Annotated in this window: 25 protein-coding genes; 10 read left to right on the top strand and 15 right to left on the bottom strand. The window is 42.2% G+C overall.

All coding sequences use genetic code 11. The features are described 5' to 3' along the window. Positions 1-50: 50 nt before the first annotated feature. The gene (locus RMX89_RS00625) at positions 51-1,400 is read left to right on the top strand and encodes a serine/threonine-protein kinase (RefSeq protein WP_322687561.1); all 1,350 of its coding nucleotides are present in this window, start codon (positions 51-53) and stop codon (positions 1,398-1,400) included. A 178-nt stretch (positions 1,401-1,578) separates the two neighbouring features. Here the strand turns inward: RMX89_RS00625 and RMX89_RS00620 are convergent, their stop codons facing one another. The 3 genes from RMX89_RS00620 to RMX89_RS00610 form a co-directional block, all read right to left on the bottom strand. Then, positions 1,579-1,974, bottom strand: a complete 396-nt coding sequence (locus RMX89_RS00620) for a transcriptional regulator (protein ID WP_322687560.1) — start codon at positions 1,972-1,974, stop codon at positions 1,579-1,581. 192 nt (positions 1,975-2,166) lie between these two features. Beyond that, on the bottom strand, positions 2,167-2,532 hold the full coding sequence (locus tag RMX89_RS00615; protein ID WP_322672833.1) for a hypothetical protein: 366 nt from the start codon (positions 2,530-2,532) through the stop codon (positions 2,167-2,169). Between the two features lie 168 nt (positions 2,533-2,700). Continuing rightward, complete coding sequence (locus RMX89_RS00610; protein WP_322687559.1) at positions 2,701-2,907, bottom strand: hypothetical protein; 207 nt, start codon at positions 2,905-2,907, stop codon at positions 2,701-2,703. A gap of 71 nt (positions 2,908-2,978) precedes the next feature. Between RMX89_RS00610 and RMX89_RS00605 the strand changes: the two genes are divergently transcribed. From RMX89_RS00605 to RMX89_RS00570, 8 genes are all read left to right on the top strand, one after another. Continuing rightward, positions 2,979-3,116, top strand: coding sequence for a hypothetical protein (locus RMX89_RS00605; RefSeq protein ID WP_322672831.1), 138 nt, complete (start codon positions 2,979-2,981; stop codon positions 3,114-3,116). 277 nt (positions 3,117-3,393) lie between these two features. Further along, positions 3,394-3,888, top strand: a complete 495-nt coding sequence (locus RMX89_RS00600; protein ID WP_322687558.1) for a hypothetical protein — start codon at positions 3,394-3,396, stop codon at positions 3,886-3,888. 355 nt (positions 3,889-4,243) lie between these two features. Next, positions 4,244-4,567 carry a DUF6464 family protein gene (locus RMX89_RS00595; protein ID WP_322672829.1) on the top strand — a complete coding sequence of 108 codons (324 nt, stop codon included), beginning with the start codon at positions 4,244-4,246 and terminating at the stop codon, positions 4,565-4,567. Positions 4,568-4,857: 290 nt separating this feature from the next. Then, positions 4,858-6,144, top strand: a complete 1,287-nt coding sequence (locus RMX89_RS00590; RefSeq protein ID WP_322687557.1) for an ABC transporter substrate-binding protein — start codon at positions 4,858-4,860, stop codon at positions 6,142-6,144. Between the two features lie 7 nt (positions 6,145-6,151). After that, on the top strand, positions 6,152-7,102 hold the full coding sequence (locus tag RMX89_RS00585; protein WP_322687556.1) for a branched-chain amino acid ABC transporter permease: 951 nt from the start codon (positions 6,152-6,154) through the stop codon (positions 7,100-7,102). Positions 7,103-7,115: 13 nt separating this feature from the next. Next, entirely contained in the window at positions 7,116-7,718 is a 603-nt protein-coding gene (locus RMX89_RS00580) for a Uma2 family endonuclease (RefSeq protein ID WP_322687555.1), read from the top strand. A 53-nt stretch (positions 7,719-7,771) separates the two neighbouring features. Beyond that, complete coding sequence (locus RMX89_RS00575; RefSeq protein WP_322687554.1) at positions 7,772-8,710, top strand: branched-chain amino acid ABC transporter permease; 939 nt, start codon at positions 7,772-7,774, stop codon at positions 8,708-8,710. 103 nt (positions 8,711-8,813) lie between these two features. Next, positions 8,814-9,605, top strand: a complete 792-nt coding sequence (locus RMX89_RS00570; protein ID WP_322687553.1) for an ABC transporter ATP-binding protein — start codon at positions 8,814-8,816, stop codon at positions 9,603-9,605. Positions 9,606-9,723: 118 nt separating this feature from the next. Here RMX89_RS00570 and RMX89_RS00565 read toward each other — a convergent pair whose 3' ends face one another. From RMX89_RS00565 to RMX89_RS00550, 4 genes are all read right to left on the bottom strand, one after another. After that, entirely contained in the window at positions 9,724-10,605 is an 882-nt protein-coding gene (locus RMX89_RS00565) for an Rpn family recombination-promoting nuclease/putative transposase (RefSeq protein WP_322687552.1), read from the bottom strand. Positions 10,606-10,807: 202 nt separating this feature from the next. Beyond that, positions 10,808-10,942 (bottom strand): hypothetical protein, encoded by a 135-nt coding sequence (locus tag RMX89_RS00560; protein ID WP_322687551.1) that lies wholly within the window; start codon positions 10,940-10,942, stop codon positions 10,808-10,810. Next, complete coding sequence (locus tag RMX89_RS00555; protein WP_416211955.1) at positions 10,936-11,124, bottom strand: CheR family methyltransferase; 189 nt, start codon at positions 11,122-11,124, stop codon at positions 10,936-10,938. Before RMX89_RS00555 ends, RMX89_RS00560 begins: the two co-directional genes overlap by 7 nt. Before the next feature lie 103 nt (positions 11,125-11,227). Continuing rightward, the gene (locus RMX89_RS00550; protein WP_322687549.1) at positions 11,228-12,079 is read right to left on the bottom strand and encodes an Rpn family recombination-promoting nuclease/putative transposase; all 852 of its coding nucleotides are present in this window, start codon (positions 12,077-12,079) and stop codon (positions 11,228-11,230) included. A gap of 160 nt (positions 12,080-12,239) precedes the next feature. Here RMX89_RS00550 and RMX89_RS00545 point away from each other — a divergent pair, with 160 nt between their 5' ends. Beyond that, positions 12,240-12,971: an ABC transporter ATP-binding protein gene (locus tag RMX89_RS00545; RefSeq protein ID WP_322672822.1), complete on the top strand. Its 732-nt coding sequence runs from the start codon at positions 12,240-12,242 to the stop codon at positions 12,969-12,971. A 43-nt stretch (positions 12,972-13,014) separates the two neighbouring features. Here the strand turns inward: RMX89_RS00545 and RMX89_RS00540 are convergent, their stop codons facing one another. The 8 genes from RMX89_RS00540 to RMX89_RS00505 form a co-directional block, all read right to left on the bottom strand. Next, a complete protein-coding gene (locus tag RMX89_RS00540) occupies positions 13,015-14,334 on the bottom strand; it encodes an ATP-binding cassette domain-containing protein (RefSeq protein ID WP_322687548.1) in 1,320 nt (439 codons plus the stop codon). 32 nt (positions 14,335-14,366) lie between these two features. After that, the gene (devC, locus tag RMX89_RS00535; RefSeq protein WP_322686945.1) at positions 14,367-15,560 is read right to left on the bottom strand and encodes an ABC transporter permease DevC; all 1,194 of its coding nucleotides are present in this window, start codon (positions 15,558-15,560) and stop codon (positions 14,367-14,369) included. Continuing rightward, entirely contained in the window at positions 15,550-16,710 is a 1,161-nt protein-coding gene (gene devC, locus RMX89_RS00530) for an ABC transporter permease DevC (RefSeq protein ID WP_322672819.1), read from the bottom strand. The genes devC (RMX89_RS00535) and devC (RMX89_RS00530) overlap by 11 nt, the downstream gene beginning before the upstream one ends. Positions 16,711-16,802: 92 nt before the next feature. After that, positions 16,803-17,954: an efflux RND transporter periplasmic adaptor subunit gene (locus RMX89_RS00525; protein ID WP_322687547.1), complete on the bottom strand. Its 1,152-nt coding sequence runs from the start codon at positions 17,952-17,954 to the stop codon at positions 16,803-16,805. A 195-nt stretch (positions 17,955-18,149) separates the two neighbouring features. Beyond that, complete coding sequence (locus RMX89_RS00520; protein ID WP_322687546.1) at positions 18,150-19,568, bottom strand: lipase family protein; 1,419 nt, start codon at positions 19,566-19,568, stop codon at positions 18,150-18,152. 282 nt (positions 19,569-19,850) lie between these two features. After that, positions 19,851-22,775 carry an AMP-binding protein gene (locus RMX89_RS00515; RefSeq protein ID WP_322687545.1) on the bottom strand — a complete coding sequence of 975 codons (2,925 nt, stop codon included), beginning with the start codon at positions 22,773-22,775 and terminating at the stop codon, positions 19,851-19,853. A 62-nt stretch (positions 22,776-22,837) separates the two neighbouring features. Next, entirely contained in the window at positions 22,838-25,072 is a 2,235-nt protein-coding gene (locus RMX89_RS00510; protein WP_322687544.1) for a type I polyketide synthase, read from the bottom strand. Continuing rightward, positions 25,069-26,172, bottom strand: coding sequence for a hypothetical protein (locus RMX89_RS00505; protein WP_322672814.1), 1,104 nt, complete (start codon positions 26,170-26,172; stop codon positions 25,069-25,071). The genes RMX89_RS00510 and RMX89_RS00505 overlap by 4 nt, the downstream gene beginning before the upstream one ends. Between the last annotated feature and the right edge of the window lie 53 nt (positions 26,173-26,225).

Genomic DNA, 26,225 nt, shown 5'->3' with positions numbered 1-26,225 from the left:
ACTCTCATTAAAACGCTGGCATTGAAGTAATTTTTTACTTAGAGGTATTCATGCCCTGGATAGCAGGACAACAATTGCAAAGTGGCAAATATGTAATTGAGCAAGTCTTGGGACAGGGAGGATTCGGGATTACCTACAAGGCTTTGCATGTTGAACTAAACCAGATAGTTGTAATTAAGACACCTAATGAATATCTCAGCCACGATCCGGAATATGAAAAGTATATAGAGAGATTTATCCAAGAAGGGCGGACACTTGCACGCTTATCAGAAGACCCTCATCCTCACATTGTGGGAGTGATTGACTTGTTTCAAGAAGGTGCTACCCACTGTTTAGTGATGGACTTTGTTGAGGGAGAAAATTTATTTGAGGCAGTGAAGCGTAGGGGGGCTTTACCAGAAGCAGAGATTCTACCGTGCATCTGCCAGATTGGGGAAGCTTTGAGCGTAGTGCATCAAGCAGGTTTAGTACATAGAGATGCCCATCCTGGAAACATCATGGTGCGGAGAAATGGCAAAGCCGTTTTAATTGACTTTGGAATCGCCAAAGAACTTTTACCTAAAACTTTGAGTTCAAAGGGTATTGCAGGTAATGAAGGGTTTGCGCCTTACGAGCAGATGAGCAGAGGCAGTCGAGAGCCAACAGTGGATGTTTATTGTTTGGCTGCTACACTTTATTATGCAGTGACAGGTCAACGCCCTACAACTTCTCTAGCTCGCAAGCTTGATAATGCTTCTCTGAAATCACCTAAACAAATTAGTCCAAGCATCAGCGATCAATTAAATAAAGCAATTCTCAAGGGTATGGCGCTGGAGGCAAAAGACCGCCCTCAGTTGATGCAGGCATGGTTGGCAATGCTGGAAGCACCAAAAGCAACGCCTCCACCATCTGTTGCTCCAGTCCATAAAAAAGAAGTTGTTCGTTCCAAAGCCAAGTTATTAGAGCCAATTCCAAGTAAACCAAGTACTAAATCATCTAGAATTATTCTCTGGGGCTGGTTGATTGGTGTATTATTAAGCTACCTATTGATAGGCTACTGGTTAGCAGTATCTAACGCTCCATACATAATTTGGGTTGTCGCTGGGGCTTGGGCTGTAGCTGGGGCTGTGGCTGTGGCTGTGGCTGTGGCTTGGGCTTGGGCTGGGGCTGGGGCTGTGGCTTGGGCTGTGGCTGTGGCTGTGGCTTGGGCTGTGGTTGTAGGTATGCCTCTGGATCTGGTTGTGTTTGTGGCTGTGGCTGTAGCTGTGACTGCGGCTTGGGCTGTGGCTATGGTTCTGGCTGGAAATGAATTACAAAAGTCTTTTAGCAAATTTCATACTTTTCTAATTTTAGCTAGCACTTCTAGTCTAGGCTTGGGTTTGGGATGGTTAGCACATAGAATTTTTGGTACAGGTTCATAGCTTACTCAAGCTCTAGAAGCTAATTAACAAAAGATTTTGTAGCTGTTGTATCGAGTGGAGAAGCGATGTCTAAGTACAAGCCGCTGCGCGTCTACGCACCTTTAACCTCATACCAAAATATTAAATTTCCAGCTCAATACCAAGCGCTGGTTTTAAGAGTGTTGTTATAGAAGATAAGCTAGGTAAATAAACTGATATCTACATTAAAATAGTCCGCCAACGCTTCTGCTTGAGTTTTACTAATGGTGCCGCCATTAACAATTTGCAAGGCAATTTCCAATGAACCAATTACCTCAGCTAATGCTTCGGTTGTAGTATCGCGTGCGTCCATCAGATGCACTAACATCGAATTGGGCGTACCTTGGGGAATTGGGTAATGGGTTTCTTCAAACTGCTCAATTAAAGTCACCAACAGTTGCAACAGCATTTCTTCTTCTGGTGTACGATTGGGACGATGTTCTAAGGTTAATGCGAGTGCGATCGCTTGTTCGTTTTCTGCCTCCGTGGTAATGATTTTTGGCTGATACTCGGCTAGCAATTTACCATAAGATTCTGGATTAAAAGTACGGGTCATTTTTCCATTTATAGCTTCCAGTTCAACGCCGAGCGATGTCTGACGACAACCTGCTATGCGTCTACGCCATATTTCTCTAAAACTCAAGCGATCGCTATTTAAATGTTATCTTTTTTCTATTGGTTCGCCACCTAACCAAGAATCTCCCGAATTCAATTCGGGAGAGTGTCAAAAAACCCAAATGTATTGTCTTTATAAAGCAACAACCTCTTGCTTAGGCTTCCGCACTGGACGCTTGCGTTCGCTGCGACGAACGCCCCCTGCCATTTTGTATTCATCACTATTCTTGCCATACTTTGCAGCTACACTGACTAACACATGTTCTGTTAGTTCCATCAGCAACTTTTCCTCTAATTCAAAGGCTCCCTGAGTTATATCCACAGTGGAGAGGCTGGAGTTATAAACTTCCAATTTGTCCTGTGTTTTTTTGATGGCGGCGGCAAAGGTGTCAATAGTAACTCCATTACCTAAATCTAAGGTGGGACTAATCGATTTCAAAGCCGCAATTCGACGCTGTGCCCTATCAAGTACTTTAGACCCACGTGTTCGACGTGACATAAATAACTTTCCTTCTATCGATCGTGTACTAAGATAAAAACTGACTTCTATCCTGTCTTTACACCATTAGGATAAACAAAATCGTGGCGATCGACACCAGCAATATTCAGTATATGTAAACTATTTAATACAAAAATTAGTATATTTGTTGCGTGAATTTATTGAAACTTATCCGAATTCAATAAACGCTTGCCCGAATTCAATAAACGCTTGCCCGAATTCAATAAACGCTCGAACGAATTCAACAAACGATTGCCCGAATTCAACAAACGATCGCCCGAATTCAACAAACGATCGCCCGAATTCAACAAACGACCGCCCGAATTCAACAAATGACTGCCCGAATTCAATATCGCGCTTCTCGCTTGATTGCAATATCGAACTGCTATTTAACGCTGTGTGCAACTTAATTTTGTTAAACCTTGATTCATTGTGGGGTAGGCATCTTGCCTGCCCAGAAAGGACGGACAAGATGTGCATCCCACAAGAATAAAAAAAGTCGCACATCGCGTTATTTAATTTTTGTGAAGCTCGGTGCGCCTTTATCTCGCTTCGCTAATGAAGATTCCCTGCGATCGCTATGAAAGGGAATTGGAAAGGGGGACGGTTTGGTATTACTTATTTCGTAAAAAACAGGAATAGCGATCGCCAAGTCATTAAAACCTTAAATGATGATTTACTTTTACGCCCCTTGAGCTTTACGCTCAACATACTCTTTACCCCACCCCCAACCCCTCCCCTTACCAAGGGGAGAGGCAGTTTTGGCTTTAGACAAAACCAGGGTGGGGTAATATTATAGTACAAATTTACTAATTAGCTGCTAAAATGCTTTAAAAGTCAGCTAGCCTTGCTTGAGGTAGTATGAAAAAAATTCCAGACACGGACAAAAAGCCTATTTTGCTATTCCAGCCTACATTTGTAACTACTGCTATAGTGCCACTGCAACCCCAAGAAAAAAAAATCATCAGTGAACGGGAGCGTTTTATAATACAAGTCGAACGCATCAATCAGATGGCACAAGAGTTAGAAGCAGCGATATTAGAGTTGAAAGCGATCGCTAACAAAATGAATACTCAAAAACGTTACCCACTCTTGATAAAGGAGATATGCAAAAATATTTGTCAGTATTTTGCAGTTAGCATCCCTTGGGTGAAACAAAAGTCTGACGAATCATTTATTTTGACAACGCGAAAAGTTGATTTATTCCGAGCCGAAAGGGAAGCTGCACTGCTAGCACAGCAACTTCGTCAGCAAACCAAAAAAAGATTAGCATCACAGCGACACAGAAAAAACAAGAATGGGCCTGAAGTTGACACAAAACGCTTCTTCAAAAAGGTATTAGTCAACAAATCTTAAAATTATAGCAAGGTACTGGGGACTGGTGACACTTCGACAAGCTCAGTGCATCGCTGGGGATTGGGTGAAAAGTCTTGTTGTGTCTAAGTTTTATCATCTGTTAATCTCCTAACCACCAAGGCTTGTGCTATATCAACATTCAACGGCAGATCGCCTCTGAGGTTGTAACAGTTATGCTGATTGAAGTGGCAGAAGGAACTCGTTTCTCAAAATTGCTAGATACTACACTGCCATTATTTCTTTGCAATCATAGTTGGTGACAAAGAAACAAAGCCGCCCTAATATTTGCACTTCCGTAAAAACAGAGTGTAACATCAGGGACAATCAATCAGCGCACAGAAGAGGTAAAAAGAAGGTGTTAAAAACACTTTTAGTGATTGCCGTTGGTTTTTTACCGTCCCTGTTTTCCTTGTGGATGATCCGTAGAACCCAGCGATCGCGCTTGCGGATGAGGCAAGCAGCCATGAATTTTCCAGTGGTACAGGGACGGCAAAACCTTAGACCTGTGGAAGGCGATCGCTATTATTTAGAAGGGGTGGGTTATTTAATTGGCGATATCAGCTGCAAGTTTAATGCCCGATCTGGCTATATCCGTTGTGCTATTAATCCTGAAGGCCCGTGTAACGGTTGCCGTCACTACGAACCTAGAGAATTAACTGGTAATGAAAAAAGTACTTAAGATTCTCATTTAATACTTAACCTACCTAAAATTACCTGGTTAACCCAGACGCTATGACGTAGATAGTTTTCTGGCGACTTCATAGCACTAGAACCAGGGAATGATAAAATCATTACTAATTATAATAATTTGTATTTACAAGCACTTTGAATATTTCTCTTTGCATGGTGAAATAAGAATGATTTAATAGAATTCGTGCAAAAGTGTAAATCTGCATCATTTTGTTTGCAGATTATGAACTTTACTATTAACTCTTGCCGAATATCTCATAACTAGATGATTATCCAACGATGAACAACGCGATCGCTCGGACAACAGCATTATTATCAACTTGCGCTTTGCTACTAACAGGCTGTGGTGGTGGCACTAGCACAGTGACAAATTCTTCCACTAATAGTCCAAATACTAGTCCAAATAGTATTCCAAATAGTACCCAAAATAATACTGTAACCAATACCCCAGCAACAACGGGTACATTATCAAGTGCTATTCCTATTGGTATTGGTGTTGCCCAAACTAGCAATGTGGCATTACTTGGTCAAGAGCAAGTCGCTGGAGCCAAACTTGCCCAGAAGTATTTTAATAGTAAAGGTGGTGTTAATGGTACACCAATTAAATTAGTTTTTCAAGATACTAGCGGTGATGAAGCAGGAGCAATTAACGCTTTTCAAACTCTAATTAATAGAGATAAAGTTATTGGAATTGTCGGCCCAACTTTGTCACAGCAAGCCTTTAGTGCCGATCCCATTGGCGAACGGGCAAAAGTACCAATTATTGGCCCATCAAATACTGCTAAAAATATTCCCGAAATTGGTGATTACGTTGCTCGTGTTTCTGCACCAGTTTCCATTGTTGCACCTAATTCGGTGAAAGCGGCACTTAAGCAAAATCCCCAGCTGAAAAAAGTTGCAGTTTTCTATGCTCAAAATGATGCATTTAGCAAGTCAGAAACGGAAATTTTTCAGCAAACAGTTAAGGATCAAGGGCTAGAATTGGTAACAGTGCAAAAATTCCAAACTAGTGACACAGATTTTCAAAGTCAAGCAACCAATGCGATTAATCTCAAACCAGATTTGGTAATTATTTCTGGCTTGGCTGCTGATGGTGGTAATTTAGTTAGGCAATTGCGGGAACTGGGTTATAAAGGCTTAATTGTCGGTGGAAATGGTCTAAATACATCGAATTTATTGCCAGTTTGTAAAGCACTTTGTGATGGGGTATTGATTGCTCAAGCCTACAGTCCAGAACATCCAGGTGAAATTAACGCAGCATTTCGTAAAGCCTATATTGAAGAATATAAAAAAGAACCACCCCAATTTAGCGCCCAAGCTTTTGCAGCAGTGCAGGTTTATGTCGAAGCACTCCAATCTTTAGATAAAAAGAGCAAAGTCAATAAACTACAGCTACCAGAATTACGGACGCAGTTAAATAAACAAATACTTGAAGGAACATACAATACACCATTGGGTGAAATTGGTTTTACTCCTACAGGTGAAGTTGTGCAAAAAGATTTCTATGTTGCCCAAATCAAAATGGAAAAAGATGGAAGTCAAGGTAAATTTACATTTCTAAAATAGTTGCTAAATGAATATTAATATCTTTTTGCAGCAATTATTAAATGGGTTATCCATTGGTAGCGTCTATGCAATTTTCGCCTTGGGATATACCTTGGTTTATTCGATTTTGGGCATTATTAATTTAGCTCATGGCGCGATTTTTACCTTGGGTGCATATTTCACTTATGCACTTATGGGTGGGAACTTTGGATTTAATGGCTTGTTGGCTAATGCAGCCTTGCCAATAAAATTACCATTTGCTATATCCTTAATTTTAGGAAGCACCTTGGCAGGATTGGTAGGGGTAGTGATGGAACGTGTTGCTTTTCAACCTTTGCGCCGTCAAGGCTCCGATCCTTTGCTAACTGTTGTTTCCAGTTTGGGGGTAGCAGTAGTAATTGTGAATTTAATCCAGTATTTAATAGGTGCGGAAAGTTATACATACCCGGCAAATACTTACGGTAGTTTGCCACCTGCGATTAACTTTGGTAGTTCAGAAAACCCAATTCCGATTCGCAGTGTTCAGGTGGTAATTTTTACTGTGTCAGTAGCGATTGTGGCAATTCTTACCTATTTTATCAATCGGACTAAATATGGTAAGGCAATGCAAGCGATCGCAGAAGATCCAACTACAGCTAGTTTGTTAGGAATTAATAGCGATCGCTTTATCATCCTAACCTTTTTCATTAGCAGTTTTTTAGCAGGATTAGCAGGAACTTTAGTTGCCTCTAGTGTTAGTATTGCAGGGCCATATTTTGGCATTGCTTTTGGTTTGCGGGGTTTAGCAGTAATTGTCTTAGGTGGTTTAGGTAGTATTCCTGGTGCAGTGTTGGGAGGTTTGTTAATTGGATTAGTAGAGGCGTTTGTTCCTGCTGATTATTCTGGATATAAAGACGCAGTAGCTTTTGCAATTTTGTTTATCATGCTATTAGTTAGACCCCAAGGTTTGTTAGGGCGGCGGTTTATTCAGAAAGTTTAAAGAGAGTAGCGCTATGAAAACATACACCAAACAAAAATTAACTTTTGACCAATTTTTAGAACAGTCTTCAGAGTCAGGTTTATATGAACTTGTAGATGGAGAAATTGTAGAAGTGCGTGCAACCAGAAATCATGATGATGTCGCTGACTTTACGGCTGACTCTTTCAAAGATGAAATTAAACGTTTAAATCTTAATTACGTAGTAAAAAATACAACAGTCTTTAAAACTATAACTGCTAATGGCATAGAGCAAGGGCGCAAGCCTGATGTAAGTGTCATAGATAAAGATAAATGGCGCTCAAATCGTTCTGCTTATGCTGCACTTGAAGAACCCATTCAATTAGCTGTGGAGGTGACATCAACTAATTGGGAAGATGACTACATTGATAAATTAGATGAATATCAACGCTTAGGTATTACAGAATATTGGATTATAGATTATTTGGCAATTGGGTTAAGAGAATATTTAGGAAATCCAAAAGTTCCGGCTGTATTTGTTTTTCTATTAAATGATGATAGCAAATACCAATGTACACATTTTAGAGGTTCAGAACAAATTGTGTCACGAACTTTTCCTAAACTGACGCTGACAGCAGAAGAAATCTTAACAGCTTAAAAGTTGATAAAAGCGATAGTTTGATTAAACTTAATCAAAATATATTAAATACAATGGCTGATTTTTTCGCTACTTACGCTTCTTTGATTGTCTCTATGGTATTGGGAGCACTATTAGGATTATCGCTTTACTTACCCTTAATGACAGGACAATTGTCTTTAGCTAGTCCAGGATTTTATGCTTTAGGTGGGTATATTGCAGCAATTTTATCCACCAAAGTTTTTATATCTAGCAGTAGTTTATTTTCAATTCCATTGTTGTTATTGGAGATGTTAATTGCGGGTGTAATTTCTGGTTTTTTGGGTATCTTAGTGGGAATTCCAGCATTACGGTTGCGAGGAATTTATTTAGCGATCGCAACTATCGCTTTTGTGGAAGTTCTGCGCGTCATCTCCCTGAATTTAGACATTACAGGCGGTGCTGTTGGAATTTTTGGCATTCCTCAACCTTTCCAAACACAACTCGAATATTTATGGATTGCTCTGCCTTTACTATTAATTAGTATGGTGTTACTTTATCGTTTAGAACGTATCCGCGTCGGCAGGGCTTTTATCGCGATCCGCGAAGATGAATTAGCTGCGGGTGCAATGGGAATCGATCCGACTTATTACAAAGTTTTGGCATTTACATTGGGGGCTATGCTTGCAGGGGTTGTAGGTGCAATTAGCGCTCACTTCCTCAATACCTGGAATGCTCGTCAAGGTACTTTTGATGCCAGCATTATATATTTAACTTTTGTTTTAATTGGTGGTTCGAGAACTTTTTTAGGCCCGGTAATTGGAGGTATGGTATTTACAGCTTTACCAGAGATTCTGCGAAGCCTTGCTGATACTGGTGGTTTACCTAATTGGTTAGCACAGTTTTTGCGAGATGGTAGATTAATTATTTTTGGCTTTTTAATAGTAATAGGTACAATATTTTTCCCTCAAGGGCTAATTACTCCAGATGTTTTTCAAAGAAAAAAAGGAACCGCCTTTCCTCCGGAACGCTAGGTGAACGCGAAGCATCTCGAAGACAAGCGCGCAAAGGGCGCAAAGGAATAAGAGTTTTAAAGAGTTATTGCGTAAGTCTTATTATTCATAATAATATGCAAAAATGGCAAATAGTATTCCAGCAGCTAACAGCAATATTGTCTTAGAAGCAAGAGCATTAACTCGCCGCTTTGGTGGTTTAGTGGCGGTAAATAATGTATCTTTTAGTGTAAATAAACATGAGATTTTTGGACTGATTGGCCCTAATGGTGCTGGTAAAACAACACTGTTTAATTTAATTACTGCTTTTATTCCACCTTCTAGCGGTAAATTAATTTATCAAGATGCAGAAGTTTCTCAACTGCGTCCTCATCAAATTGCGGCTTTAGGTATCGCCCGTACCTTCCAAAATATCCGCTTGTTCGGAGAATTATCGGCATTAGAAAATGTGATAATTGCCCGACATTTACACACCAAAAGTAATATGATTACAGGTGTTTTAGGATTACCACCAGCGCCTCGCGAAGAATTGAAGACTAAGCAAAAAGCTTTCGATTTATTAGATTTGGTGGGATTAAGCGATCGCGCTGACGAAAAAGCCAAAAACTTTGCTTACGGCGATCAGCGTCGGCTAGAAATTGCCCGTGCTTTAGCATTACAACCGCAAATTTTACTTCTCGATGAACCAGCGGCGGGAATGAACCCAAATGAAAAGCAGCAACTCAGTGCATTTATTCGCAGCCTGCGCAATGATTTCAATTTGACGATCGTTCTGATTGAACACCATGTACCATTGGTTATGGGTTTGTGCGATCGCATTGCTGTGCTAGATTTTGGGCAATTGATTGCTTTGAGTGAACCATCTGTAGTCAGAAACGATCCGGCTGTAATTGAAGCTTATTTGGGAAATGATTGATATAGCAAGGGACTGGGGACTGGGGACTGGGGACTGGGTGAAAAGCCTTTTTGTGTCTAAGTTTTATCGTCTGTTGATGTCCTAACCACCAAAGCTTGTGCTATAACTAACTTGAGAATTACAAAATCTGTTGCAATTCCTCAATAGTATTTGCAGTGACAATATTCCGTAAAATTGTCTTTAAACGCTCTAAATCCTGAATCTGGTTAATTTCTGGCATCAATTGTAAGCCGCGATCGCCAAATTTCAACTCTAAATTAATTTCAATCGCAGAAAGTATTCCTTGCAGTTCCCCGCGTGCTTCTCCGCGTGCTTCTCCGCGTGCTTCTCCGCGTGCTTCTCCTTCGCGTAAAATTTCTTGATACCAAGGTGACTCACGTAATACGGTCATATCCCACCTCATGATTTCTTGAACGAGTGTATTCTCTAAAACAAACGTAGCAAAAAAAGCTAGAACTGTTTCTAGTTGGTTGAGTTGTTCATCAGCACGAAGAATTTGCAATGCTTCTCTAATAATAAATTCATTTTCACCACCTTTGAGAATGGGTACAAATGGCAGTAAGGATGGTAAGGGTTGTTGAAAAGCAATATTGACATCAATTTCCCACAGATTAATTACTCGATAATCTTGGATTGCCCGTAATCCGGCAATATTTGATGTAAAGCTTGTGGGTATTTCATTGTTACCAGTTTTAAGAATGTTGATAAGAACGGGGTATGTTGGTAAGTTATATTTTTCTTCTGCAAGCGCAGTATAAGCACGCATCCGACGCGGCATTTGGGATTTATAGCGTAATTGCAATTCGTTAAGAAGCAAAAATTCTCCATGTTGGGGACTACTGACACGGATTAAAACATCACTTTCCCGGCTAATCCACTGAAATTCACTATTTAGAATTTCCCCAGCAACAATATCAGGAATTTGTGTTACCCATCTTGCCCAATTATTGGGTGCGAGGCTGATTAATTTTTTGGTACTGACATCAGCAGGCTTTGTCATCAGGGTGTAGATGCTCTCAATAAGTCAGATTTATCGTAACTTGAAGTGTGGCATTACATTTCACTAATTTCCAACATATTGAGAGATGGTGGGAGATTATTTTTAGTGTTTATACAATGATTAGTTTAAATTCTCCGTGCGTTCGCAAGCCATTAAGAACGGAATTGCGCAAGCATACACAACAAACTTTGCTGCCAATTTTCTAAGCTCGTCCTGCTAGGTTTGCAACGAACAACGCTAATTGATTTGGCTCAACAGGTTTAGTAACGTGCATTTGATGAAACCCAGCCTCAATGCTCAGTTGTTGTTCTGAATCACTTACATAGCCACTCAGCACAATGGCTGGAATTTACCCTCCGGCTTCTGCACTGAGCGATCGCTAAAAAACTCTAATAGGCAAATAGCAATCGTATAAACTTCTTCACCCGTTGAACATCCCGCTACCCAAATCCGAACCGGATTGTCTGCTGATTTGTTTTGACTAATGCTAGGAAAAATTTGGGTTTTCAAGTATTCAATTGAATTCGGGCAGTCGTTGATTGAATTCGGGTTGCCACAAAGGGCTTACGCACCCTTAAACGTGGAATTGTGAAAAATCTAAAGGCGATCGCACCTGTGAAATTTATATAAACAAAATACTCACAAATTCGTCTAAAGAATTCACTGCGATCGCACTATCCATTAAATTTTCTAATTTTTCCACACTTTCACCCTCAAGCCTTGCTTCCACTTCATGAGGAATTTCACCAAAGCGTCGTCGCAATACTCGGATTAACTGCCGTTGTACACCCTGCTGAAGACCTAGCTGAATACCTCTTTGCTCAATTTCTTGATACCAAGGCGATTCTCGCAATACTGCCATATCCCACCTCATGATTTGTTGTACTAAAGGCGTGTCTAAGACAAAGCTAGCAAAAAATGCCAGCAATGATTCTAATTGGTTCAACTGTGCGTCTGCTCGTAGCGCCTGTAATGCGCGTTGCACAACTGATACCTCTCCCCCTCCTCGCAGGATTGGCACAAAGGGTAACAACGATGGTAGTGGTTGCTCAAAGACTATTTCAGCATCGATTTCCCACAAATTGATCGTGCGATAATCTTGGATAGCACGTAATCCTAAAAATTCCTGCTCGTAACTACTGACAATAGTTAAGCTGGATGAAGGCGGTAAAATGTTGATCAGTACTGGGTAAGTTGGCAATCGATAGCGTTCTTGTGCCAAGGCAGCATAAGCTCTCATCCGTAGAGGCATCTGTGTTGTGTAACGCAGTTGTAGTTCATTGAGTACAAGAAAATCTCCGTCAGTGACACTGTATGCTTTCACTAACACATCTGTTTCGCGGCTAATCCAGTGAAACTCAGAGCCGAGAATTTCTCTCGCCACAACTTCAGGACGTTGTGTTACCCACTTTACCCATGCATCGGGAGCTAAATTAATTAGTCCTTTGCTGCCAATATCTGCTACTTTTGCCACTGGACGCTTGATATATTTATCAGTAATTAATGGTACATCATAAAGATTACGGTATTATGGCGTTAGTTTGAAGTTGAAGCAATGTCTTGGCACTGTTTTAAGAAATGTATGATTGATGTATCTTAGATTTTGAATCAACATTTCTGGATGTAAACCGCCCATGAAAGCCGATAGTAAGCCAAACTATACAATTTTAGAAGTTCAAGAACTTGATGTAAATTATGGCGGTATCCAAGCTTTAAAAAAGATTAATTTAATTATTCAAAAAGGCGAGGTAGTTACTCTAATTGGAGCTAATGGTGCTGGAAAAACAACTACACTCCGTGCCATATCTAAAGTAGTTAATCCTAAGAGTGGCGTAATTATCTATAATGGACATAATATTACTCGTCGCCAAACTCACGAAGTTGTACAACTTGGTATTGCCCATTGTCCTGAAGGACGTAGAGTATTAGCGCGGCAAACTGTATTTGATAATTTACTTTTAGGTGCTTATATTCGTTCCAATCAAGCCGAGATCAAAGCAGATATTGGGCGCCAATTTGAGCTATTTCCACGCTTGTCACAAAGACGCAATCAACTAGCAGGAACACTCAGTGGTGGCGAACAACAAATGTTAGCGATCGCTCGCGCTGTCATGAGTAAACCACAACTGTTGCTTTTAGACGAGCCTAGCTTAGGTTTAGCACCTGCGATCGTCCGGGAAATCTTTTCTATTATTGAAAATCTCCGGGCTACAGGCGTGACTATTTTGTTAGTTGAACAAAACGCGAATTTGGCGCTGCAAATTGCCGATCGCGGTTATGTTTTAGAAGCTGGTTCTATTACCTTAACAGGAGCAGCATCAGAATTGATTAGTGATGAACGAGTTAAAAAAGCTTATTTAGGGTAAATATTATTCTAACTTCTGAATTCTTTTTCAATTCCCGACAACTCTATTGTTGTAACACCGAGAGAGTACCTTCTAGAATTACACTGAGCGGTGCAGTTAGTTCGCGAAGTAGACGTTCATCATTGGCATCAAAGGGGCTACCTCCTAATTTGTTAGTCAACACAACCACTGCAAATACTTGGTTTTTGCTATTGAACATGGGTAAGCAAAGGATATTACAAGTATGATATCCAGTTGCTCGATCGATTTCTCTATAGAACTGAGGATTTTGCTGAACATCAGTTATATTTACACTCTCACCAGTTGTGGCAACATAACCACTAATACTATCATTCATCGGCAGGAAAATTTCTACCGCTTCTTCATTTTCACTCCGGGAAACCTTAGACCAAAGCTGGTTTTTTTCCCGATCGACCACAAAGATAGTTGCTCTATCCGCACCCATAATTTGGGCAATTTTCCAGGCTAAAGCCCTAATCACTTCCTCAATATTTGCTTTTAGCATTTGCTCGCTGAGAATATTCATTGCTTGCAAAACTTGTTCAAATTCTTCTTTGAGCTTCTGAAGCAAACTCAAAAACTGAGGGATTGTTAATTCTTCGAGCGTGCGGCTCAATTCCTCTTTTTTCGCTTTAACTAATGAGGTTGTGGTACTCTCAATGTCTAAAATTGCTTGCTCTGTCGGCGAGGCTAAACGACCATCTTCTAAATGAACGATGCGATCCGCAATATCTAAAATTCGGTTGTCATGGGTTACTAGCAAAATGGTACAATTTTGCTGCTTTGCCAGTTTTTGCATTAGTTCCACCACATCTCGACCGCTGGCTTTGTCTAGCGCTGCTGTTGGTTCATCTGCCAAAATCAGTTGGGGTCGGTTTACCAAAGCCCGCGCGATCGCCACTCGTTGTTTTTGTCCGCCCGATAACTGGTGTGGATAAGAATGAATCCGCTTTTGCAGTCCCACTTGCTCTAATATTGCTTGCGATCGCTCTTGCGCTTCTTCCATTGCGATCGCATCATTCAACACCAAAGACATTTGCACGTTTTGGTTTGCGGTTAGGGAACCTAACAAATTATGAGCTTGGAAAATGAACCCTATCTGCTTGCGGACATTTTCCAGCAACCGATTGCTGGCTTTGCTTAACTCGTGTCCTAGTATCTGAAGGCTACCTTCTTGAACAGAACGCAATCCCCCAATTAAAGTCAGCAGTGTTGTCTTTCCAGACCCAGAGGGGCCGGACATAATCACAATTTCTCCAGGATAAATTTTCAGGGAAATATCAAATAATATTTGTTTGCGTAATTGACCCTTGCCATAATAATGGTTGAGGTTTTTGATGACAATAATTGGTTCGTTAGACATCGGTTTATATCAATATCTATTCAAAATCTTTGTTAATAAATATCAGCAGGATCTATTTTTTTAAGTTTTCTGCTGGCAATCAGTCCGGAAATCACACACATTAAAATTGTCAAAAATAGCACGAGGCTGATAACGTTAAAATCCATTTCTAATTGCAGCCCTGTAGCCGTAGAAATTAATTTATAAAAAATAGAACTTAAGCAAAAGCCCGGAAAAAAACCAAAAAATGAAAGAATTATAGATTGGAGAAAAACAATACTGACAAGATAAAAATTAGAATGGCCAATGGCTTTCAAAGTACCATATTGAGGTAGATTATCTGTAACATTACTATAGATAATGTTGTAAACTACGACAATACCAACCACAAAACCGATGATTGTTCCTAATCCAAAAATAGCCCCAATTCCAGATGATTGCATCCAATAATCTAGTTCTTTGGCAATAAAATGTTGTTTGGTGTAAACAACTATATCAGATGGTAAAGCTTGATTTAAAAACTTTTCTAGGCGATCGCTATTCGTTCCTGGAGTCACTTTGATTAGACCAATATCAACATCGTTGAGCGATGGACGAAGCTTGGAATCAATGCCAGAAGGTCTAGTTGCAAAGATTCTCAGAAAATTAAGATCGCTGACAATTAAATTGCCATCAGTTACAAAGTCAGCACCCAGTTCAAACGTGCCAATTATTTTGATGTTGACACCAGAAAGCTCAGTCGTCACACCCGGTTGCATAGAACCATAATCTTTGCGGGATCTGCTATCGGTCAATACAGTGTTAGGCATTTTGAGAACAGATTCAGCGGCTTGAATCTCAGGCAAAAGAAAAACAGGATCGTCTAAGTTAAATCCCAGTACTCGGATAGACCTTTCCTCAGCAGTTCCAGAACGTCTCCAACTACCGAGAGTGATATAAAGAGGATAAGCGGCGGCAACGCCCTCAAATTGTCTAGCTTGATATAATCGAGTTCGATTAAAGGTTTCGTCAATAACGGTAACATAGCGTCGCTGACTGAGCATGATTAAATCAGCATTTAATACCTGAATAAATGCAACGTTACTATTCAACATTGCATTCTGAAATCCGAGTTGGGAAAACATCAGAAAAACCGCAAAGGCGATCGCGGCTAATGCTGTGAAAAACTGCGATCGGCGCTGGAGCAGGTTGCGCCAAGCAAGGGAAAACTTAAAAAGGACAACTCGAACCTTTTTTCTAGAAAACATCAGCGGGATCTGCAACTAATACTTTGCGAGCAACAATAAGTCCAGATGCACTACATGTCAGAATCGTCAAGCCAAATACTAATAACATCCGACTAACAGTCATGGCGACTGGTAGTCTTGTGGCAATAAAAATGGCATGGTACATGCCCAAAGCCAGAAGACAACCGGGAATAAACCCCAGCGCCGCCAGCACAACCGCTTCTTGGACAACGACTGTCAGCAAACGCAGATTAGTATATCCAATGGCTTTTAAAGTTGCGTATTCGTGCAAGCGTTCAGTGACATCAGAACTCAGGACTTGATAGACAATGACAGTGCCAACTAAAAAAGCCATGACAACCGCAACACCAATGATATAACCGAGCGAAGAAGATTTAACCCAAAATTCCTGCTCTCTGGCCATGGCTTCCTGGCGATCGAACACCTTAATCGTTGCCGGCATGATTTGGCGTAAGCGTTGTACGACTTCATCAACGTTTACACCCGGCTCAACTTTCAGCAGCCCCAGACTCACATCATTTAGCGATCGCCCCGGATTGAGACGAATAAAATTTCCATCGCTAACAATCACAGTGCCATCAGCACGGATAGTGTTATTTAAGCTAAACAACCCCACAATTTCAACTTGTCGCCTGCTCAGTTCAGTTTTCAGACCTACTTCTCTCGGGCCAAATTCGGAGCGTGAAAAGCGATTCATTAGCAAGGTATCTTGGCGTTGCAGGTCTTGTAAATACGGATAAACTTCTGGCACGCGCAACACAGGATCTCGATAATTAAACCCCAAAACCAAAAGCGCTCGTATTCGCGTCGTTTCTACATTGCGCCACGAGCCAAATGACAGGTATAGCGGTCTAGCAGCAGCAACGCCATTCATCCCTCCCGCCTGATACAAATAACGTCGAGGAAAGGGTGGAACATTGGTAGACTCTGGCGACTTGGATGAAATCAATACAATGTCAAAATCGAGGCTGTCATAGAGGAGCGTCGCTCCCTTCATCACTCCGCCAAAGAGTCCAAGTTGCATAAATATTAAGGAAACCGCAAAGCTGATGGCTGAAACTCCCACGCTTAAGCGAGCTTTACTCTGCATTAAGTTGCGCCATGCCAACGGGGGCCCTTTCCAGTGTTTGCGGTGCTGACGTTTAGTCACATTCTCTGACTCCTAATGATTTAGACATCTGCAAAAATTGTTAAAGTCTAAGTTTCCTATTCCCTGTTCCCTTTTGAAAAACCTTTAGCGAATTAATTTAAATCAATCTCGGTATCTACTTGCAGATTACTGAGATCGGAGACAAGTTTGCTTCGATCTAAGCGGATTTTCACTTCTACCACTCGGACATCTGATTTTGCTGTCGGATCGTCCCCAATAATGTCGTTTTTGAACACCAGTTGACCAATTTTGGCGACAGTGCCAGTCATTTTTTCTTCAAAAACCGGACTGGTAATCGTTGCTCGCTGTCCGACTTTAATCAACTTAACGTCTGTTTCAAAAACCTCTGCCACTACATACATATTACGTGTGTTGCCTAGAGCCAGAAGCCCGCGATCGGAAATCACTTCTCCAGCCTGGGTGTAAATCTTCAGGACTTGGCCGTTTTTGGGCGCACGGATAATAGTTTGCTCTAACTGTGCCTGGGCCAGTTTTAAATTTTGGATGGCTGAAATCAACCCACTATGGCTAGCGACTCGTTTTAAATTCATCTCTGAGCGTTTGAGGTTCTCTTGAGCTACTTTGATATCCTCTGTGCGGGTCGTGGTTAATTGATCTAACTTGGCTCTGGCTTGACTTAAATTCTCCTGGGTTTGTACAACCAGTAACTTCCTAATCTCATAATCTTCTTTAGGAACTGCACCTTCAGCATAAAGTTTTGCATAGCGATCGCGTATGATAATTGCTTGATCCAACTCTGCTTGCGATCGGCGAACAGCAGCCTGTTGAGAGCTAATTTCTTGCAAACGAGGAGTAGAAATCTGACTAATCTGTGCTTGTGCCTGACCAATCTCAATTTTATTGAGGGAGCTATCTGTTTGTATCTGTTTTTGCACCTCCTCTAACTGGCTAGCAACCAAATTTCGTTTAGCCAGCATTTCTTGGTGACTTTTGAGATCAGCCAAAACTTGTCCGGCTTTAACCCAATCACCCTCAGAAACTTTTAATTTATCAATCTGCGCCCCCACTGGAACTGCAACTTTGGTAATCTCCCCTTCTGGTTCCAACCGCCCCAATGCCAGGACTTTTGTTTTTTTAGGCGGCAACGATAACGAAGATGACGAGGCGTTGTTGGCGGGTGACGGGCTAGATACTTTAAACAGGAAAACGTATCCAGCCCCGATACTTAAGGCAAGTAGACCAGCAAAGATACTAAGATTGCGAGCAGTAACAGTAGGGGTCACGTCGATTTTGGATTTTGGATTTACGATAGCGTAGCGTTAGCGACGTAGGAGCGTCTTTTGGATTAATGATTTTTTGAAATATTCTCCATAAATGGAGAGGCTTGAAACCTTTTTTAGATTTCAGATTTTGAGTTTAATCCTTGCATCCTTGCATCTAAAATTGTCTCGATCATCAGTAGTGAAAGTTACCAGTTCTTATTCGTTCTTCAAGTTCAGCCCCGATCGCTGAATTTCGCTTTTAAGTTCGTCTAGAGATTGCTTGAGATTCCGAATTTCTTCAGATGTCTGTTCTTGAACTCCCCGTATTTGTTCTTCGGTGGTCATCACAATCCCAGCTTCTTGTTCTTGGAGCATTTCTTGTAAAAAGATGCTGAGAATTCCTCTAATCGGTTGCCACAACTGATGCCACCGTTTTTTGTCTTCTTGCAGCAGTTGAATGTAGGTATCGAAGCTGTGAGGGAAAGGAACACCTCCCATAAATTCTGCCGCTCCCCCAAAATTCAGAGAGACACCGTGATTTCCCAGTCCGATTACGTGATGAACTTCTCCCACATGTTCGTAATTGCCTAAGTAAAGTTCCCCCAATCTCAAGCCATTGCCAGCAACCATACTTAAAGGGAAAGGAAGGCTAAAGGGTACTAGAGTAAACGGATCGAGTTGATTTTCGACGCGGTAACTAAATCCTTCTCCTAATTGTTCGTTGTAGTAATTGGCAAAATGCCGATTGCCAACTTTCACAGATCCAAAGGTGTATACTTTGACTCGTAAAGCTAACTCTCCTAAAGAACTAAAGCGGCGTTTTAAGAACAGAGCGCCGAGTTGAGCTAAACCACCGCCCAAACTATGACCGCCCACGAAAACCTCAAGGCGGCTGGTATTTTTAGGTATCTTAGATATAGAATTTAAGCTAGCGCCAGCCCTGCGACTATTCGAGAATTCACTCATTTCTCTAGAGATATCTTCAAAGTTCAACAGTTCATCGCGGGCAAAACTCCAGGCTCGATTCAGGTTGCCGATCGCATCATAAGAGAAGACTTCCGAAATTAGTTTTTTTAATCGGCGCTCAAAGGCCAGTCCGAATCGGATTCCTCCAGCCGCAGCAATGGCATGGGCAATAGCAATTTGTTTGCCAGAATTCAAGGTTTGAAATGTCTCAAAATCTTGAGCATTAATTTGACCTAAGAGAACCTGGAAAAAAACAGCAAGTTCGTCTTTGACCGCTTCAAATCCTTCAAAAAATCCCCGTGCAACTTTGACTCGCGTATCTGGTAGAGAACCATAGTTAATTAATGACCAATTGAGATCGGTCAAAATATCCGTTAATTCAATTTGACCGCGATCGGTAACAATCGAGCCTCGAAAAATCACCGCAAATTGATTACTTTCTTCTCGTTTAAAAATGAAACCTCGGATATTATTTTCATTATTTTGCAAGCTATGAACTAATTTCCAGCCCTCATTCTTATACAGAGAGTTATAGATATCTTGGACTTCGGCATCTTCAACAGAGCCTCCTCCGACTTGAAATATTTCATAACTTCGTTTGGAGAACTTAGCCATTAAAATCGCTTCATCAAAGCTAAAACCACTGCGAAGCTTTAAAGGTATACTCATAAGAAGTAGGTTGCTGTGAATATTGATTAGTGGAATCGGGCAGAATATAAAAGGGTTTCAGCCTATTTTATTTTTCTTTACATAGTTTGGTTTTTTGAAGCCGTTCTACTTATTGCTTGATTTTTATCCTCTGAATATAGATGGAGACTTGATAGGATAATATCAGTTAGTGCTGTTTTATAACTATCAGTAATCAAAGCGAACATTTTGGTTATTATTTATTTTTATAAATCTCCTGATAGTATTATCAAGCTAATACAAGCCTCTTAGAAAAGGGAAAATCTACAACACCTCCATCTTTTGAATCTGCGCGCGATCGAGACAAGCTTTTAGCTTTTCGGCAAGTACCTCTACATGGGGCGGGAGAACTAAATTCAGATGGTTTCCCGGAATTTGGTGAATCTCAATTCCTCCCATTGCTAGATCGCCCCAGCCAAGGGTTGCATCTTGGGGATTTTTTCCAGTTTGTTTGCTCGTCCGAAATAGGGTAACTTTACCTGGATAAGGCTGCGGCTTGTATTTGAGGAGGGCTGAGTTGTTAGCTTGTATGACTTGAAATAGCCGTCGCGCAGCTGGTTGGAAAAGCTTACTCAGCCTGGACTGGTGGGCGACAACCTTAGCTATACTTCCTGGCTCAACCAAAAAATCCAATGGCTTCGAGGTCTTAGTTGCAATCTGTTGGGTGAGTTGTCGTTCTTCGACAGCAGTCAGAAAATGGTCTACTGTTTCATCCAGATAAGGGCCAAGATTGCGAAGCACGGAATTCAGGAGAAATTTAGCCATCTGGAAGAAATTCTGAGTGCGATTGTCGCAAAAGGCGGGAGTATCAATCAGTGCAAGTAAAGCAATGGTCTGCCCTGCTTGCTGTAGCTGTTGGGCCATTTCAAATGCCACCAGCGCGCCAAAAGACCAACCTCCTAGACAATAGGGGCCTTCTGACTGCACCTGTTGGATACCGTGGATGTACTCAGCAGCAATGTCTTCTATACAATCTTTTGATTTGCTTTCGCCAGTAATCCCCGCAGATTGTAGCCCATAGAAAGGTTGTTCTTGACCCAATAACTCTGCCAGGTCGGAATAAACGGAAGCGACACCCATCACCGGATGAATGCAGAAAAAGGGTAGCTTTTCGCCTTGCTGCTGAGAATTTACTCCAGTCAATTGTCTGAGAATTTGAGCAGCGAGATTTGCAATGGTCACACCTTCTAGAAACTTGACCACAGGAACATTGACTTCTAAATCGACTTCGATTTGATGTTTAATCTCGATCGCAGTCAAGGAATCGAGGCCTAGCTGATGCAAGGGTTGTTGGGGATGGAGTTTTGCCAAGTCAACTTTTAGTCCCCTGGCTAGTTTTGCTTGAATGTAAGACTCTAAGTGCTGTTGTCTTTCTGGGGGAGCGATCGCTAACAGTTCTGCTGCTGTAAGTTTATATTCGCTATCTGTGCCATCCCATTCGGGCAAGATGTCAGCAGCAATGATGTCTAAACTACCTGTTTGAAATCCATTGCGGCAAGCAGTGCGGGAAATCTTACCACTTGAAGTTTTGGGAATGCTGGCAGTCTTGAGCAGCAACACTGCATAAACTGATAACTCATGAACCTGTGACACCGCTTGCCGAATTGCCGCGATCGCTTCATCTGCATTCAGCTTTCTTAAGTAGGTGCGCTCGATTTCTTGAGCAACGACGATTCTTTCTTCTCCTTCTACCTCGATGGCAAACACTGCTCCACAACCATGTCGGAGAGCTGAATGACTTTCCTGCACCGTCAGTTCAATGTCTTGAGGATAGTAGTTGCGACCTCGAATCACAATTAAATCCTTGAGTCGCCCGGTAACAAATAATTCACCATTATGCAGAAATCCCAGGTCGCCCGTTCGCAGAAACGAACCCTCATCTGTATCGTTTAAACAGGCATAGAATGTTTCTTGCGTCTCTTGGGGTTTCTGCCAGTATCCTTGAGCAATACTCGCTCCTGTAACCCAAATTTCTCCAACTGTACCATCTGGACATCTCTGGAAAGATTGCGGATTGGCGATCGCAATTGTTTGACCTAACCCCGTCTTACCTTGCCCAACAATCTTGATAGTATGCTGCTGTTGCTCTGCACACAGCACAACTTGGTTTTGTTCGAGAGCAGCACTTTCTACATTACACACCGTTGGGTAGCACTCTTTTACCCCTCCAGAAATCAACAATGTGCCTTCAGCCATCCCATAGCAAGGATAAAAAGCTTCCGGGCGAAAGCCGTAAGGCTGAAACTTGGTAGCAAATCGCTCTAGGGTCTGGGCACGAACTGGTTCGGCACCATTGAAAGCAACTTTCCAACTGCTCAGATCAAGACCCACTAATTGTTCTGGCTGAATCTTCTGCACGCACAAGTCATAGGCAAAATTCGGCCCGCCGCTAATCGTCGCTTGATAGCAAGAAATTGCTTCTAACCAACGGTATGGCTTCTGCAAAAACGCAACAGGCGACATCAAAATTATTGAGGAGCCGACGTAAAGGGGTTGGAGGATGCCGCCGATTAAGCCCATATCATGATAAGGGGGCAGCCAGGATACGCCTAATTCGTTAGGAGTGGTTTGGAAAAACTGGTGAATCAGTTCTAAATTGTGCAGTAAGTTGCCATGACTGACCATAACCCCCTTGGGCATCCCGGTTGAGCCAGAGGTGTATTGCAGAAATGCGATCGCGTTTGGATCGAGTACAGGTTCGTGCCAAAACTCTGCTTGCTGATTAGCGATGGTGTCGGTAGTTAAAATCTGTTTTGTGGTCAGGTCTGGATGGTGGTTAAATTGAGTAGCAATGGTTGTGAGCAGGGAAGTTGTAGTCAGGGCAACCCTAGCTTGGGCATCTGCCATAATTGCCATCAGCCTGGAGATCGACTGATTTTGTCGAGGCGGATAAGCAGGAACGGCGATCGTACCAGCGTATAAGCAGCCAAAGAAGGCGGTAATGAAATCAAGACCAGGCGGGTAGAGAAGCAGGACGCGCTCATGCTTGGCACTGACAGTTTGCAGTTGCACCGCGATCGCTCGTGCCGATAGATCCAGTTCTCGATATGTGAGACTAATTACTTCCTTTTCTCCATCCAGCAAAAAGGTGTAGGCGAGGCGATCGGGCTGTTGTTCGGCGCGATAACGCGTCAGTTCTACTAAATTTTTGACTGACAAACTAGATGTTAACAATTCATTCAATACCATATTTAGCCCTCTCCAAAACCCGATCTGCTTTTGCTTGTACTCGTCTCAATACCAAACTGAGGCTAAAGTGTTAACTCCTCTATTTCCTCAACAAAATTAGCAATCTGAATAGTTGGTATCAAATTTTTCAAAATTAATTGTTCGTGGCAAGCTTGAGCTAATTCCGCAATGCTAGGACTAGCAATAAACTGTTCGATTGGCAGTTCAATCTTTAAATTGGTGACAATGTGATTTCTCAGACTCACAGCCATCAGAGAATCGATGCCCATACTATTAAGTGGCTTTTGGACATCAACTTGAACAGGCTCACACTCTAAGGCTTGGACAATTTGTGCTTGAATGTAAGTGCTTAATAAATCGGTGCGTTGGCTATTTATCGCTACTGACCATTGCTTTATAATATCAATCTGTTCGGCAATCTTAGAATCAACCACACTAGAGGCTTGGGCTGTATTAGATTCTCCTAATCTATCTTGCCGTGAGGCTTCTGATTCGTGCCAGTAACGCTGTCGTTGCCACGGATAGGACGGCAAACGTACAAAACAACCACCATGAGGATAAAGAGCATTCCAATCAATTGAATCTTCTAGGGTATAGCGCTCTGCTAAGGAATTCAATATCTGAGCGCGTTCAGTAGCAAAATTTAGAATTTTGAATTGAGGACTTCTCCCCTGCCCCTCTGCTCCCCTGCCCCTCTGCTCCCCCTGTTGCTCTACATAGCCGGAAAACATCGAGGGGCGGCTTTCTTGTGCGAGAAAAGCCATTAAATGCTCGGCGAGTTGTTTTTTGGAATCAACCACCATTGCCAAACGGTAGGAATGATGGCTGCGGCGCAGACTAGTTGTATAGCAAATGTCTGCCAATGAAATTGTCGGGTTATCCTGGGCAGTAAAAAACTCAATATAAGCTTTAGCAAAGGCTTTCAAAGCCTCTGGACTACGAGCTGACATTAAAAACAGTTGTGGTTGGTTAGCGATCGCAGTATCAATTGGCAAGGATTCTACACCTTGCAGAATCACATGAACATTCGTGCCCCCCAGACCAAACCCATTCACACTGACGATTGGTGGTTGATTATCCTTATTTATTAATGGTTCCAGAGATTGTGCCACGCGCAACCGCAGTTCTTGCCAAGGAATTTTGGGATTGGGGGTTTGAAAATGCAGATTGGCTGGAATCTGACGATGGCTAACTGCTAGCGCTGCTTTAATCAGTCCGCCAATGCCGGCAGCCGCTTCCATGTGTCCAATATTTGTTTTCACAGATCCGATGGCGCATTCATTGCCCAAAGCGCGATCGCTGCCGATGACAGCCCCGATCGCTTTGGCTTCAATCTCATCCCCCATCGGCGAACTGGAGCCTTGAGTTTCTACATACTGCACCTGCTGAGGGAGAATTCCTGCCCGCTGATAGGCTTTTTGCATGACTGCCTGCTGCGCCAAAGCTTCGGGGGCTGTAAAACTGCTGCCGCGACCATTCTGGCTGATAGCACTGCTGCGGATCGTTGCATAAATAGCATCACCGTCAGCGAGGGCATGAGATAGCGGCTTTAGAACAACAACCCCCACCCCTTCAGCCCGCACAAAACCATCTGCTGCGGCATCAAAACTCTTGCAACGACCATCCGCAGACAGTAAAAATGCCTTACTCATGGCGATGCTGACTTCTGGTTTGAAGATGACATTGACCCCACCTGCTAGGGCAAGGCTACATTCCCCATTCCAGAGACTAGAGCAAGCAAAGTGAACGGCGACTAATGATGAGGCACAGCCAGCGTCAATCGGTAGACTGGGGCCTGTGAAGTCAAAGCAGTAAGAAATGCGATTTGGTACCAAGTTAAGGTTTGAGCTAACTATGGTATGGGCATTAATCGCATCGCGATCGCGCTCCCCCAATTGAATGTAATTGTAATCCCGGTTAAGTACCCCAATAAAAACCCCAGTATTGCTGCCAGCTAGATGTTCTGGCACAAGTCCCGCATCTTCTAGCGCCTCCCACGTTGTTTCTAACAAGAGTCGTTGTTGGGGGTCAATCCGAGCCGCTTCCGCACCAGAAATCCCAAAGAATTTGGCATCAAACTGGTCTATTTGGTCGAGAAACCCACCCCAACGGCTGTACATTTTACCTGGTTCTACCGGATCGGGATGATAAAATTTGTTGGCGTTCCAGCGATCGCCAGGTATTTCGGTAATTGCATCCCTGCCATTTTGCAACAGGTTCCAGAAGCTAGCTGGGCTTTGGACACCTCCAGGAAAGCGACAACCAATACCAACGATCGCGATCGGTTCTTGATTCATATCCCACTCACTCGCCGATGAATTTCAGGCAAAAGCTGAACGCCAGATTCAAAATCAATCGCTCTAGCACCCAAGTAAAACACGTACATTGTCGTCAGCCAGTTGGTAAATTCTTGCTTAGAACCTAAGTGTCGCTCCATATTCAGCATAATCCAGCCCATTTGCGACCAGGTTTGGTAACAGGTTGAGCAATCGGGATGTTCGCTGGTGCAGCATGTCCTGGTTGATTTGCCATCAGGATTGTAAGCACGAAAGTGAAGATTATAGGGTTTACCATTTTGGAATCGAGCTGCATTCTCTGGGCGATTTTCACTAATGCAAGGACAGACATCATAGCCCCAGGTTTCATCGTACATTTGCCCTGTAGTAAATACTTGATTCATGTACGAGGTCATCAAGATGCGATCGGGATAGCGGGCAATCATCCGGTCGATTTCATGACGCACATCTGCAAACCCTTGTTGATTATCATAAACACCTCCTAACCCTGCCTTATCTCCGTAAAAGTTAAACATTACGCAATTACCGTTTTCGACACATTGTTCAACAACCCGTTCAATTTCATGGGCGTTACCAGCGGTCGTTGTGTAGTACCAAAAGGCTCGACGATCGTCTTTGTAATTTTTGAGAGCCTTGCTGAAAACATCTAACTTGCCTTTTCCCCGCAGCTTTTTATCGGTTTCGCTATCTCCCCAAAGCGAAACACTAATAGCTGTATTTTCAAATCCCTCATAAGGAATTTTGATCATCCCGTTTGTGACAACAATCATCCAAAAATTTTGCGCCAGCTTTCGCAATCGATCCAGCATTAAGGTAGGCTCACCCCCAACTGCCGTAATGTAGTTAGTGCCTCTAGCTTTTTCTTGTGCAATTAAAGCCTCAAACTCAGCATCGTCTTTGGGTGCTGCATTTTGATCTAAGTCATCGGTGAAAAAACAACAACCCTCACACCGCAGATTACATAGATGAGTTAAGTCTACAGAGATTCCTTTAATAGCGCCCGCTTTTCTAATCTGTGCGAACAGGTTATACAGAAAGGGGTCTTCTAAATACTCCATTAAAGGATCTTGTACCTCGGTTTCTATTACTTGAGTAGCCATAGCAATTTATTTCCTTTGCGAAAAACCGAGCAATATAGAAACGAATAGATCCT

Source organism: Nostoc sp. DedSLP04 (assembly GCF_034530775.1).
GTDB lineage: Bacteria > Cyanobacteriota > Cyanobacteriia > Cyanobacteriales > Nostocaceae > Nostoc.
Note: the sequence above shows the minus strand (reverse complement) of the source record. Positions and strands in the feature narration are given on the sequence as shown.